Consider the following 14,521-nt stretch of genomic DNA (forward strand, 5'->3'; position numbering starts at 1 on the left):
GACAAAGTACCGAATTAGCCTCAAATGAAACCCCTAGTTATAGGGGTTCTGGTTATAGTCTCAGTTTGCGATATTTCCGAACAGCTAAATGTTCGGTTCTATGTCCAATAATCAACTACTACATTTCGATAATTCATCCAATATGTTAATCAATTAGATTGGAGAAGATATTTGATTTAAAATGTAATTGTGGTTCCTGGTCAGTAGAGAGAATAAGGTAGTCTACAAAATACAGGATGATGAGTCTTTTCTCATCTGATCCTAATTGATGATCCAGTATCTCATTAAATCTGGAAAAGAACTGATCCTTTTCTACAAGTTGATAAGTGGCCTTTAAATTTTCTTGGCAAATCGTGTATTCTCTTAAAGAATTTTTGTGTTGTTGAATAAATTCCAAAATCTTTAGCTCAAGTTCTCGATCTTTAAGATCTCTTGCTATCTTTAATTTTTCTTCTAGCTTTTGTAAAAGTATTTGCTTTGTATCAACAGTTTGTTCAACTTCTATACTCAGTTCGTTAATAAAAGCCAATGTCTTAGGTATTATCTGGTTTGTTGAAATTAACTCCTTAACACGAATTAGTATTTCTGGGATAAATCTGTTGTGAACTTCTTGAATGCCAACTTTATATCCGCAACTTTTACATACATAGTAATAATAGTCATATTTGATTCCATTTCTTTTAGTTGAGCCATTCTGTGTGCTTAAGGGCTGAGCACAATGTTTGCATTTCACTTTGTTTAAAAATAAAAAAGGTGTATCTATCCGGCCGAATGTTTTTTGCAAATGATTGTTTTGTTTAATTAATTGAGGAAGGAATTTGTTAATGATAGGTTGATGTGATTTTTCAAAAATGAATTGCCTTTGCCCATCATCTTTCCTCTTGTGTACATTCCAGATTAATTCGCCTATATAAACTGGATTTTTAAGTATGTTTTCAACTGTACTAGACCGCCATATTCCGCCTTTTGGTGAAGGAATCTCTGCTTCATTTAAGATTATGGCAATTTTTTGTAAAGACTTCCCCCAGCCTGAAAGGAAAAAAATAAAAGATACAATGTCAGCATTTTCATTGGGTTCCAATTGTTGTTGGTGTTTTTGTTTTTTTATCTGATTATATCCATAAGGAGTTTTTGAACCGGGTCTAAATGTTTCTTTACTTTCTAAAAAAGTTGTTAAATTACCTACTGCACGCTCAGATTTTACTTCTGATTCGTGTTGGAATAACAAGAAATTCATTTTGATACTGGTATCTTCTGGATCAATAGGTTTATTCGAGTTAGTTGTATAGACTTCTAGTTCCGGCAGCTTTTCTAGCATTGGGCGGTAAAAATCAATAGTGAATGAATAACCAGTACGATCCATCCGAGAAATATCGTGAAAAATAACAGTCGGTATATTCATTTCAACCATTTTTTCACCCAGTTCCATCAGCTTTTTTCGTTGAGCCGCACGTTTGGAATATTCACTTGTAACGTCTTCAATGTAAATTAAATCATCAGTGACAGAGAGTTGATTCCGCTTGGCGAATTCTTGAATATGCTGTTTCTGGATTTCTACACTGTTATTTTCTTGTTGCTTATACGAAGAACGGCGAATATAAGCAAATGCTAATTTCAAAGTAAATCATCTCCTTTAAAAATGTATTGGGAACGAAAATCTTGGATATAGTCAAATTTGTTAACTTCAATGTTTACCTCATTTGGATAAACATATAATGTTCGGATAAGTAACGAAGTTAGAAAAAAAGGATTTGTTTGCCTGCATTTATGTAAATATTCTTTTACAAGTTTTACTAAGTTTTCATTTTCTAATAAAAGGTCCCCTTTTTCTTCTATTAGGTTAAGACGATCCTTTTGTATGTTCTCTAATTTTGTAATTTCAACGTAGTGAGGGTTCTCCTTCCAATTGGTAAAATCATCAGTATCAAAAATGATTTTCTCCATCAAATTATGTTTTTTTACTTCTAGTGATTTCAATTCTGCATCAACATTTTTCCGAATTATTTGGAAGAAGTGCCTTGAATCTTTAAGTAGCAGTTCGGTATTTAGGTGCTTAATGATTTTGCCTAGTGATTTATTAATAATAAGAAATAAATCTTCAGTTCCTAATAAATTTTTTGAGTGTTTTCGTGAGCAGGAGTACCAGGCTTTTTCAGCTGGGATATCCATATAAAAAATCATTGGCTTCCTACAAATGCCGCAGCTCACATTGTAAATATCTTGATTTCTTAAAGATCGCTCAATCTCTTGATAAGTTAAAAGCACGGCATTGTGAGCTTGTAATTCTTCAAAGCCCTCATAACTTAAATAAGGCTCTACGTGTGAAAGTTTGTTCCTCCCTGTAGTCAAATCATATCCGGCATAAAAAGGGTCCCTAGCAATTTTTATTAGTTGATTTGTAGTAGTTTTAAGGGCCTTTTTATACTCTTTTAAAGTTTCTTCCAAATCTTTATGTGTTGTAACCTTTTTGATTGCAGTGAAGAATTGGAGTAAAGAATCCTTTTTACTAGGATCTTTAATGTACTGCTTGGTCTCTTTTTGTTTTATGTATCCAAGTTTATGAGGTGGATATCTTTTTCTAGCTTCTTCTGTTCGCCTAGCAATGTTTTTTCCCTCAACATCACTTACAATGTTCATTACGCCTTCAATAAATGTGCTATCTGTTGCCTGTTGATGACCATTCCCAGCTGATGTAAAGAAAATCTTTACATTATGTTTTTTACACAGTGAAATAAAGTAATTAGACTCATAAAAGTCCCGAAACAATCTTGAGCGGTCAAAGGCATAGACAATCTCAACTTGATTATTAATCATCATTTGAATCAGTTTTTTCATTTGTGGCCTTTTCTCAATATCCAGTTTATTAGCAGAAACTCCATCCTCATTCAAAATTAAAATCTCATTAGGAATGTAATTCTTGCGATACATAGAATCAGCTGATTCCTGCATAGCTAAATCCTGGTTGGTGGTACTCACTCTACGAAAAAAGACCTTATACTTGCTTTTATTCTTTACTGTTTGAACCATTGTTTCTCTTCCCTTTACTATGTTTTGAAGTAATTAATCTTTTAAAAAAAGATTGTCTAAAAGTGTGCAGTGTGTTTCCTGTTGATAACCATTTCCTGTTGAAGTATAGAAGATGTTCACGTTATGTTTTTTACAGAGTAAAAGAAAATCATTAAATAAATAAAAATCTCGGAACAATCTTGATCGGTCATAAACGTAGATAAGATCAATCTGATCGTTCATAATCATTTGGTACAGTTTTTTCATTTGTGGCCGATTCTCAATAGTTGTGTTTGCAGAAACTCCATTTTCATTCATTATTAAAATCTCACTAGGTGAATAATTCTCTCTGTATAAAGAATCTGCTGATTCCTGTATTTCTAGATTTTGATTGGTGATGTTAGCTCGACGGTAGAATACCTTATACTTTGTTATGTTTTCTTTTGTTTGAATCATTGTTCTCACTTTCCTTCGCAATTTTTTGATGAAGTAATTTTGCCTGAAGCCGATGAGGTAAATCTAATTGATCAACAATTATTCGCTGGATTAAATGTTGAATCCAAATCTCAGCTACAGGGTTAATCTCAGAATCCGTTTGGATATTAATTTTCTTCCGCATAAACACACCTCCGCTTTACATCTTTGACGGAAATAGGTGTGTTTTATACGGTTAATCATAGATAACTAACTATTGATTGATTTCTGATCGTCAAAATCTAAATCAAATCTTAGTTGAACAGATTCCTCTTTATCTGTGTTTTTAATAAGTATTTTGATAATTCCTTTCTTCTCACCGGGAAAAGAATTAATGCTTTTTTCTTTCATTGTTTATGCCCCCAGTTTTATATGCTAGGAATTGTTCTAGTAGGAAGTTCGATAAGTAGCCTTCCTCCTGAAGTCTTACTAATTTTTCAGTAAAGTTGTTATGTTCTAATCTAGTTAAGGATAAATCTGATTCTGTATGTCTCAAGCACACTCACTTCCTATCTGGTCTTTCTTATCTAGTGAATATTTTTCATTTGATGTTTGATCTATTATTCTATCTATTTCAGAAACTAATAAATCTTGGATAATAGTCCTTGCATTAAGTGCATTTTCTTGTGAAGCGTAGCAACGTATAACTTTCAAAATTCTCTCTCCTTGTTCTAGTGATATTTTTATGTAAGAAAAAAGGAAGTAACTAAAGCTCAATACTGATTCTTATATGTAAGTGTTTAATTATTGGTTGAATTACATCCAAATTTCTTGCGATAAATTTTTCAAACGGATTATATTCTTTAATTTTTTTGAAAACCAGTTTTTGCAGAAAAAATATAAAATATATTTCTTTTAGGTAAAAAGTATTGTGCTTTTGGACTCTGATAGCGGGATCTTCCATTATATTTCCATTGGGAGTTATAGTATAATTAACCTTACATATGTGTTTGGTATGATTCTTATTATTTATGAGGTGTAACAATGATAACGGGAGAATTAAAGAATAAAGTAGATAAAGTCTGGGAGACATTCTGGACAGGTGGAATAACAAATCCTTTAACTGTTATTGAGCAGTTTACATATTTGTTGTATATCAAGGGCCTAGATGATAACGAAAAGAAGAAAGAAATGGATGCAGAACTTTTAGGCATAGAACACGAAGGTATCTTCCCACAAGATAAGCCACAGTTGCGTTGGTCTATTTTTTCAAATATGGGTCCAGATGAAATGTTTAATGTGGTGACCCAGGAAGTTTTCCCATTTATTAAAGATCTTGGTGGGAAAGGATCTATTTACTCTAAATTTATGAAGGATGCTATTTTTGTAATTCCTACACCATCGCTCTTAGCAAGAGTAGTTGCAGGAATAAATGGATTAATGCAAGCCAGTAATACAGGTGGTAAAAAGGATACTTTAGGTGATTTATATGAGTATTTACTTTCTAAACTTTCAACTGCTGGTACAAATGGCCAATTTAGAACCCCGCGTCATATCATTGATATGATTGTTAAATTGATGAAGCCAACACCTGAAGATATTATAGTAGATCCAGCAGCCGGTTCAGCAGGATTTCTTGTTTCCGCTGGAGAGTATTTAAAAGAAAATCATAGTGATATGTTCCTGGTTCAAAGTCTGAGAGAGCATTTTAACCAAAAAATGTTCCACGGATTTGAGATGGATGGAACAATGCTCAGAATCGGTGCAATGAATATGATGCTTCACGGGGTAGATAATCCTAATATAGCTTACCGTGATAGTTTGTCCGAGCAGAATAAGGATACTGAGCAGTACACACTTGTTCTGGCTAATCCACCTTTTAAGGGTTCTTTGGATTATGATTCCGTATCTGACGACCTTCTAAAAATAACAAAAACAAAGAAGACTGAGTTATTATTCTTAGCATTATTTCTTAGAATGCTAAAAAAAGGCGGAAGGGCTGCTGTTATTGTTCCAGACGGCGTATTATTTGGCAGTTCTAATGCTCATAAATCTATTCGGAAAGAAATTGTTGATAATCAAAAATTAGAAGCAATTATATCAATGCCATCAGGCGTATTTAAACCTTATGCGGGAGTTTCAACTGGTGTAATGATCTTTACCAAAACTAATGCTGGTGGAACGGATAATGTTTGGTTTTATGATATGAAAGCAGACGGGTACTCCTTAGATGACAAACGGAGCCCTATTAAAGAAAATGACATTTCTGATATATTAGATAGGTTTAGCGATTTAGCTACTGAAAGAGAAAGAAAACGAAATCATCAATCTTTCATCGTACCGGTGGATGAAATTAGGGATAATGGGTATGACCTGTCAATTAATAAATATAAAGAAAGTGATTTTGAGGAAGTAAAGTATGAAAAGCCTGAGATTATATTAACTCAGATAAAAAAACTGGAAGAGGAAATCTTAGTTGGCTTCTCAGAGTTAGAAAAAATGGTATTAAGTTCAGGTGGTAACAATGACAAATAAACTTAGTGAAGTTGCATTAAAAGATATCATTGATATACGGGATGGTACACACGATTCTCCCAAATATGTTAATGAGGGTTTTCCTTTAATAACATCTAAAAATATAAAGGATGGAGAAATTGATTTTTCTAATGTTAATTTAATCTCTGAAGAAGATTACAAAAAAATTAACAAAAGGTCTGAAGTATCAAATGGTGACATTATAATGCCAATGATAGGTACCATTGGAAATCCTATGATAGTTAATACAGAAAAGAAATTTGCTATAAAAAATGTAGCACTATTCAAGTTTGATTCAGACCGAAAATTAAATAATAGTTATTTATACTATTACTTAAAGTCTGATTTATTTCATCAACAAATAAATTTTGTAAAAAGAGGCGGAACACAATCTTTTATATCCTTATCAGATATTAGAAACCTTAGAGTGCCTATTTTTAATACAAACTATCAACAAAAGGTTGTAAAAATACTTAAAAAGGCTGAAAATCTAATCGAATTACGTAAAGCACAAATAGTAGCATTATTTGAGTTAATGCAGAGTATTTTTTTTGAGATGTTTGGGGATTTAAGAGAAAATAATAATTGGGACAAAGTTCCCCTATCGGAATTGATTGAAGTTGACACAAAAGTTATAAAGACTATTAGTGATTATCAAGACTATAACTTAGTAGGGATTGATAATATTGAGAAGATTTCTGGCAAGCTAATCAATTTAAGAACAATTAAAGAAAGTAAGGTTTCAGGTAGTAAATATTATTTTAAATCTGAACACATCCTGTATAGTAAAATTCGTCCATATTTAAATAAAGTAGCCATACCAAACTTTGAGGGATTATGTAGTACAGATGCATACCCATTAAAAGTTAAGGAAGGTAAGGCTAATAAGGCCTTTATTGCATTTATTTTAAGGTCAGATGCTTTTGTTAAATATGCTGTTTCTAACAGTAAGGGAGCAAATATTCCCAGGATTGATAAGAAGCAACTTCTAAATTATTTAACTATTAACCCTAATATTGATTTGCAAAATGATTTTGAAGTAAAGTACAAATTTATTCAATCAAAAATTGAATTACTAGAATACAGTCTTAATGAACTTGAAATAAACTTTAAATCACTAACCCAGGGTGCATTTAAAGGAGATTACTCTAATGATTAGTATCGCCATTAATATTAGTTAAGGGGGATAATTCGGTGACAAATTTTATGTTTTTACAAAAGAAAGCTCATTTTGCTAGTTTTGCAAATTCTTGCTTGGAGGCTGAAAAAAGTCTCCAAGTAAGTCCTGCTACTTGTGCCATTTTAACTCGTCGTGCTTTAGAACTGTCTGTAAAATGGCTATATACTTCAGATAGCGAACTTAAAGTACCTTACCAAGATAATTTATCTAGTTTGATTCACGAGCCAACTTTTAAGTCAATTATAGATGAAGATCTTTTTCCTTTAATGAAATACATCATTAAACTAGGTAATGTGGCGGTTCACACTAATTCTACTATTACAAGGGATGAGGCTGTATTAGCATTACATAATCTTCACCAATTTGTTGATTGGCTAGATTATTGCTACTCAGAAAGTTATTCAGAGACAGAGTTCAAAGAAGAGCTTCTTTTAACTGGAGACGAGCCAAGAAGAAGACCTGAAGAATATAAAGAGCTATATGAAAAGTTGAGTTCCAAAGACCGAAAGCTTGAAGACTTGATGCGTGAAAATGAGGAACTACGTAAGGTCTTAACTGATAAACGCATTGAGAACACCGAACAATACAATTTTCAAGTTGACGAAATTTCTGAACTTCAAACCAGAAAGATCTACATTGATTTAGAACTTAAATTAGCCGGTTGGGAGTTTGAAAAAAATGTAATTGAAGAATATCAAGTTACTGGTATGCCGAACAATAAGAATACAGGATTTGTGGATTATGTTCTACTTGGAGATAATGGGAAGCCAATAGCTGTAGTTGAAGCAAAGAGAACCTCTTATGATGCAAATAAAGGAAAGCAGCAAGCTAAGTTATACGCTGATTGCATTGAACAAATGCACGGTCAAAGACCGGTTATCTTTTATACAAATGGTTTTGATATTCGCCTCTGGGATGATATGAATTATCCTGAGAGGAAAGTATCTGGATTTTATACTAAGTCAGATCTTCAACTATTAATTGATAGACGTACAATTCAAAAACCGCTAGATAATATAGAAATTAAGGATGAGATTTCAAACCGTTATTATCAAAAAGAAGCAATCCTTGCTGTTTGTGAAGCTATTCAATCAAAACAACGAAAAGCACTCTTAGTTATGGCTACTGGAAGTGGAAAAACAAGAACCGCAGTATCCCTGGTAGATGTTTTGGTAAGACACAACTGGGTGAAAAATATATTGTTCTTAGCGGACAGGACTGCTTTGGTATTACAAGCAAAGAAAAATTTTAACAACCTCCTCCCGAGTATGACTCTCTGTAATTTGCTTGATAACAAAGACAACCCTGAATTAAGCCGAATGGTATTTTCGACATATCCGACGATGATGAATACGATTGATGATACAAAACGAAAAGACGGTAATAAGCTTTTTACTGTTGGCCATTTTGATTTAATCATTGTTGATGAAAGTCACCGAAGTATATATAAAAAGTTCCGGGCAATCTTCGAATACTTTGATGGTATCATATTAGGCTTAACAGCTACTCCAAAGGATGAAATTGATAAAAACACTTACGATATTTTTGGTCTAGAAACTGGTGCTCCTACTTATGCATATGAACTTGAACTAGCAGTAAAGGATGGTTATCTAGTTGAATACAGAACAATTGAAGCGTCTTCGAAAATATTAGATGATGGTCTCCGTTATGATGAATTATCTGATGAAGAAAAAGAACAATTTGAAGATACCTTTGATGAAGAAAGTGAAGAAATAAGTAACTCTGCTGTAAACCAATGGTTGTTTAATGACAATACTATTGATCAAGTGTTAAATGACCTAATGGAGAAAGGGATCAAGGTTGAGGGTGGAGATAAGCTAGGTAAGACAATTATCTTTGCTAATAATTCCAAGCACGCTAAACGTATTGTTGAACGGTTTAATCATATATATCCGCAATACAATGGGAAATTTGCTGCTCAAATTGATTATAAAGTCGATTACGTTCAAACTCTTATTGATGATTTTTCAACAAAGGATAAATTTCCTCAGATTGCAGCATCTGTAGATATGTTAGATACAGGGGTAGATATTCCTGAAGTGGTCAACCTGGTATTTTTCAAAAAGGTTCGATCAAAGTCTAAGTTCTGGCAGATGATTGGCCGTGGTACTCGCCTATGTTCAAATCTTTTTGGAGTCGGTGAGGATAAAGAGTACTTTTTAATTTTTGACTATTTAAGAAACTTTGAGTTTTTTAGAGAAAATCAAAAAGGAATTGAAGGGAAAGTTTCAGTTGGATTAACTGAACGGATCTTTAATTTGAAAGTAGATATTATTAAAGAACTCCAGGCAATCGATTTTCAAGAAGAACCTTATATTCGACACCGTAAAGAACTAATTGAAGATGTGTATCAAGAGATTAGTCGGCTTAACGATGAAAACTTCCAAGTAAGAATGCATCTACAGTATGTCCACAAATATAAAAACAGGGACAATTGGCAAGCTCTTAGTGTAACGAATGTAAGTGAAATACAAGAGCATATCTCTCCGTTGATCATTTCCATAGTGGATGATGAACTAGCAAAGCGATTTGATAGCGTAATGTATTCCATTGAACTTGCAAAACTAACTGCAAAAAATGCAACTAGGCCAATTAAAAGTGTAGTTCAAACAGCCGAAGAGCTCTCTAAGCTAAGTACCATCCCACAAGTTAATGCTAAAAGAGATATCCTATTAAAAGTACAGACTGATGTTTTTTGGGAAGAAGCCAATATTTTTGAACTTGAAGAAGTTCGTGAAGCAATACGTGAGTTGGTTAAATTCCTAGAAAAAGAAAGCCAGAAAGATTATTACACTAACTTCAAGGATAATTTCACTTTAATTGGTGAAGGTGAAGCTCCTTTTTATGGATCAAATGACCTGCAAAATTACCGTAAGAAGGTAAATCAATACTTGAAAGAACATCAAGATCAAACCGCCATATATAAGCTCCGGCATAACAAGACACTGACCAGACAAGATGTAGAAACTCTTGAGGGAATTCTTTGGACTGAGCTAGGAACACAGGAAGACTATAAAAAAGAGTTTGGTGATACCCCGATTGTAAAACTGGTTAGACAAGTAGTAGGTCTTGACCAACAGGCAGCCAATGAAGCTTTTTCAGAGTTCTTAAATGAAGAAAAGTTAAATGTTAACCAACTACGTTTCGTTAAACTCATTATTGATTATGTCGTCAAAAATGGAACTCTTGAAAAGAAGGTATTACAAGAAGATCCATTCCGGGCTCTTGGTAGCGTAACTGAACTGTTTAGAGATAACATTGATGATGTAAGAGGGATTATTCAAATAATCGATGTAATTAATCGTAATACGGAGGAGTTTGAAGGGGCTTAATGTTACATTAATTTTCTGAATAAACATAAGCTCGAAGCTGTGAGAATATTAAAAGGTTTATCTAATTTTCAGGTAAACCTTTTGAGTATTTTTTGAAAAATAGGGGGCATACAGGATTGTCTTTAAGCTTTTGACAGCTAGTAAGGGGATTTTATTGATAAGAGGTGATGTTGATGGCTCTTCAAGCGGAAACATTGGTTGAGGAATGGTTCAATCGTAACGGTTATTTTACTATACGAGGATTAAAAGACAAGATTGATGAAATTGATATCCTGGCTATAAAAAATATTGGCGGAAACAAATGGGATTGTATCCACTGCGAAGTTCAAGTTAGTATACGGCCGGTTGGTTATATAAGCAAACTGACATCACAAGTTATGAATGAATTACAAGTTTTAAAGAATACAAGTGCAAAGTTAAGAAATGATCAGCAACTCAAATTATGTGCTACACAATGGGTTGAAAATAAGTATGGCTCATCCAAAAAACAACTATTTAGAGATAAACTGATGTCTAATGCTAACTGGCGTTATCAATTCGTTTATGGAAATGTTAAGGATTCAAAAGAACTAATCTATATTTCTCAACAGGGTGTTCAGATAATCTCTTTTCAAAAAGTATTAGAAGATTTATGCACAAAACGAACAGAATTTGACTTTTCGGGGTCATCAGCTGGAGACCTAGTTGAAATTATTAACTTTATAAATGGATAAGTAACACCGACCTACATTGCAGTTTAAATAACGGAACAGGTTGATGAATATAATGATTACTGAAGGAAAATATTGATTTAAGTCGAATTATGTATAAAATAATCATTTTTTTAAGGGCGGATCAAATGGAACTTAAGGAATTAATTATAAATATAAAACCGAGAGAAAAAAGTGGTTCTAGGTCTGCTAATCGCTTTGCTTATCAGCAGGATTGGGTGATTTGCAAAATTTTAGAGTTACATAAGGAAAATTTAGACTATTTAATTCTCCTAGACTATCACGATGATGTGGTTGTACTTAATAGCGAGAAAGAACCGGATCAAATGTCATTTTATCAGCTAAAAACAAAGCAACCTGGTACTTGGTCTACCACAGATTTAACAAGACAAAGTTCAGGGAAAAGCGGCAAATTGCCTTCCATATTGGGGAAACTATACGATTGTCGTTTGAAGTTTCAAAAACATACATTGTCAATTCATTTTGTTTCAAATGCTCTTTTTAATGTGAAGTTAAATTCATTAGAGGAGAAAGGGATTGACAAAAGAAAAATTTGTTTTAATCAGCTTTCGTCAAGTGAAGTAGGAAAGGTAGTAAAGAAAATCAAACAAGAATTTAATTTGGCTGACGATCCAGACCTAATTGATATGACTTTCTTGGAAGTGTCTGATTTGAATGTAAATGACCGAGAGACGTATGTGAGAGGAAAGCTAGGGGTTTTTTTAGAAGAATTAAATCCCAATGGTAAGTTTCGAGTAGGGTTGATATATAAATCCATCTTTGATGAAGTAAAAAGAAAAAACAATTATGAATATGATTTAGATCAGTTTGAGGATTTAATAAAACATAAATCAATTGGTCGTTCTATGTTTGAACATATTCTAAGTAATGTTGATATAGAAAATAAATATGAAGAATTGTGGAATATGACTGAGAGACAGTTATTGGCTGAGGGCATCCCCATTAGAGTAAGGTTAAATCTAAGAAGCTCTTGGGACAAGTATGAAATTCAAAAAATGGACTTGTCTAATCAGTATTTATTATCGATTAAGAATATAATTAAAAGAACGCTTGAGCCATATATTGAAGATTCAACTATTTCGAAACTTTATCAAGGAATATTGGAGCCAACATATAAACACTTTTTGGTTACAGAACCAAACTGTATTTATGATGAATTTTATATAAAATCTATTATTCTAATGGAGTATTACGGGATATGAATGGAAACTTTAGAAAACTAATCCGGAATTTAAGGAAGAGGAATTATGAAGAGCTTAATAATAAACGAGATACTGTTGTTATCGAAAATGGAGAGAAAAGCAAAGAGGGTACAATTTCATCCAAAGACAACAATTATAAAAGGGACTAACCACACTGGGAAATCTTCATTACTAAAAAGCATCTATACTACCTTTGGGGCAACTCCTAAAATTGTTCATCCTAAATGGCAAAACGCTGATGTGATAACTGTTGTTAAATTCAGCGTGGAGAATCAAGATTACACGATTTTAAGAAAAGATAAATTTTATGCTGTTTTTAACCACGAAACAAAATCCATTGAGACGTTTAATAGTGTTACAAAAGGTTTAGGTCCTTATTTGTCTACTATATTAGGCTTTAAGATTAAGTTGAACAACAAGCAAGGAGATTTGATTACACCACCACCAGCCTATTATTTCCTTCCCTTTTATGTGGATCAGGATGCAGGATGGAAAGCAAATTGGTCTTCATTTGATAAGTTGTTTCACCTTAAAGGAACTTGGAAGAAAGATATGGCAAATTATCATTCTGGTATCAAACCAAATGAGTATTATGAAACAAAGGCTGAAATCCAAAAATATAACACAGTAGTTTCAAATTTAGAATCTGAAAAGAAACTTACTCAAAATGTATCGAACAAACTCATTGATCAATTTACTAGAGTTCAATTGGACATTGATATGGAAGCCTTTAAGAGAGAAATAGACGAATTAGTGATGCTTTATCATTCTTTACGAGAAGATGGGGATGCACTACAAGGAAAAATTGTAGAGCTTAACAATAAAAAAATTAGTATTCAATCCCAAATTTCAATCATTAAGAACACAATGACAGAATTAAATATGGATTACCAATTTGCATTGAATGAAGATGAGGTAGTTTCTTGTCCGACTTGCGGAAGTATCTACGAGAATTCATTTGCTGAAAGGTTTGATTTAGCAAAAGACGAAGATCGTTGTCAGGAGTTATTGATTGAAAAGGAGCTTGAGTTAAAAGAGATAAAAGAGGCAATTGCTATTCAGTATCAATCCTTTAATCAAAATAATACCGAGGTAGAAAAAATTAAAGAAACCTTAGATAAGAAACAAGGCGAAATTACACTTAGGGACTTGATTCAAAACGAAGGCAAAAAAGAGCTTAGAGTTTTATTAGACTCGGATATAAGTCGATTGAACAAAGATATTGTTGAAAATACTGAAAAGATTGACCTTTTAAAGGAAAATATAAAATTCTATGATGATAAAGAAAGGCAAAAGGAAATAAAAACCCTTTATACAAATACAATGACTGACCTTCTGTTAAAATTAGACGTGCTTACGATGTCACAAAAATCATATAAAGCCATTGATTCAGTAATAAAGGAAACTGGAAGCGGATTGCCAAGAGCATTACTAGCTTATTATTATAGCTTCTTAAAAGTAGTATTTAAATATTCGACTGCAACCTTTTGTCCTATTGTTATTGACTCTCCAAATCAACAGGATCAATCTCCAGAGAATTTAAGGAAAATGATTAACGTTATTTTGGAGAAGCAGCCAAGGAACTCCCAGATTATCTTGGGAGTAAGAGAAATGGATACTGAAGTTGATTTTGAAGGTAAGATAATAGAACTAAAAACACAATATAGCCTACTTCAAGAAGATGAATACGAATCTGTCTCTATGGAAATAAACCAACTTTTAGAGGAGAGCTTGAATCTCCGATGATTTTCTATAATGATATGGACAAAGTTAAAAGAGCTCATTGAATTTCAACCGGAAACAGTCAAAAGGTTCAACTTATAATCTTACTGACCTTACCAAGGACATTAACTCGAACTGATGGCTTAAATGAAGAAACTAGGTATAAAGATAAATCTGGTTCAAGAGTATAGGGGTTAAACTTAATTATAACTAGTTGCAATATGTGGATAATCAAATCGAGAACGTGATTCCTCCTTTGATTAGCATAAATAGCAGGAGGATATGAATCTATTAATCCATTTCATCACTTTAATGGTTATCTATTTAGATGAGTTAGGATTAGTATTATCATCTACTTATTAATGAATCCAAGCAGAA

The 14,521-nt window shown here is 32.8% G+C and carries 12 protein-coding genes; 6 read left to right on the plus strand and 6 right to left on the minus strand.

Translation table 11 applies throughout. The annotated features are described in order from the left end of the window. Nucleotides 1-145 precede the first annotated feature (145 nt). The 6 genes from AB3U99_RS03695 to AB3U99_RS03720 all read right to left on the minus strand — a co-directional run bounded on the left by AB3U99_RS03695 (nt 146) and on the right by AB3U99_RS03720 (nt 4,134). Entirely contained in the window at nt 146-1,618 is a 1,473-nt protein-coding gene (locus AB3U99_RS03695; RefSeq protein ID WP_400245561.1) for a recombinase family protein, read from the minus strand. After that, nucleotides 1,615-3,027, minus strand: coding sequence for a recombinase family protein (locus tag AB3U99_RS03700; RefSeq protein ID WP_400245563.1), 1,413 nt, complete (start codon nt 3,025-3,027; stop codon nt 1,615-1,617). The genes AB3U99_RS03695 and AB3U99_RS03700 overlap by 4 nt, the downstream gene beginning before the upstream one ends. 33 nt (nt 3,028-3,060) lie before the next feature. Continuing rightward, nucleotides 3,061-3,462: a recombinase family protein gene (locus tag AB3U99_RS03705; RefSeq protein ID WP_400247949.1), complete on the minus strand. Its 402-nt coding sequence runs from the start codon at nt 3,460-3,462 to the stop codon at nt 3,061-3,063. After that, complete coding sequence (locus tag AB3U99_RS03710; protein ID WP_400245565.1) at nt 3,428-3,625, minus strand: hypothetical protein; 198 nt, start codon at nt 3,623-3,625, stop codon at nt 3,428-3,430. The genes AB3U99_RS03705 and AB3U99_RS03710 overlap by 35 nt, the downstream gene beginning before the upstream one ends. Nucleotides 3,626-3,690: 65 nt before the next feature. After that, entirely contained in the window at nt 3,691-3,831 is a 141-nt protein-coding gene (locus tag AB3U99_RS03715; protein ID WP_400245567.1) for a hypothetical protein, read from the minus strand. Nucleotides 3,832-3,972: 141 nt separating this feature from the next. After that, the gene (locus tag AB3U99_RS03720; protein WP_400245569.1) at nt 3,973-4,134 is read right to left on the minus strand and encodes a hypothetical protein; all 162 of its coding nucleotides are present in this window, start codon (nt 4,132-4,134) and stop codon (nt 3,973-3,975) included. A gap of 330 nt (nt 4,135-4,464) precedes the next feature. Here AB3U99_RS03720 and AB3U99_RS03725 point away from each other — a divergent pair, with 330 nt between their 5' ends. From AB3U99_RS03725 to AB3U99_RS03750, 6 genes are all read left to right on the plus strand, one after another. After that, nucleotides 4,465-5,955 (plus strand): N-6 DNA methylase, encoded by a 1,491-nt coding sequence (locus tag AB3U99_RS03725; protein ID WP_400245571.1) that lies wholly within the window; start codon nt 4,465-4,467, stop codon nt 5,953-5,955. Beyond that, a complete protein-coding gene (locus AB3U99_RS03730; protein ID WP_400245573.1) occupies nt 5,945-7,114 on the plus strand; it encodes a restriction endonuclease subunit S in 1,170 nt (389 codons plus the stop codon). The genes AB3U99_RS03725 and AB3U99_RS03730 overlap by 11 nt, the downstream gene beginning before the upstream one ends. A 47-nt stretch (nt 7,115-7,161) precedes the next feature. Then, nucleotides 7,162-10,488, plus strand: coding sequence for a DEAD/DEAH box helicase family protein (locus AB3U99_RS03735; RefSeq protein WP_400247950.1), 3,327 nt, complete (start codon nt 7,162-7,164; stop codon nt 10,486-10,488). Nucleotides 10,489-10,661: 173 nt separating this feature from the next. Continuing rightward, nucleotides 10,662-11,201, plus strand: a complete 540-nt coding sequence (locus AB3U99_RS03740) for a hypothetical protein (RefSeq protein WP_400245574.1) — start codon at nt 10,662-10,664, stop codon at nt 11,199-11,201. Between the two features lie 125 nt (nt 11,202-11,326). Further along, complete coding sequence (locus tag AB3U99_RS03745; RefSeq protein WP_400245575.1) at nt 11,327-12,421, plus strand: DUF4297 domain-containing protein; 1,095 nt, start codon at nt 11,327-11,329, stop codon at nt 12,419-12,421. A 45-nt stretch (nt 12,422-12,466) separates the two neighbouring features. After that, on the plus strand, nt 12,467-14,167 hold the full coding sequence (locus AB3U99_RS03750; RefSeq protein WP_400245577.1) for a hypothetical protein: 1,701 nt from the start codon (nt 12,467-12,469) through the stop codon (nt 14,165-14,167). Nucleotides 14,168-14,521: the final 354 nt, after the last annotated feature.

The organism is Niallia tiangongensis, from assembly GCF_044704065.1.
GTDB lineage: Bacteria > Bacillota > Bacilli > Bacillales > Cytobacillaceae > Niallia > Niallia tiangongensis.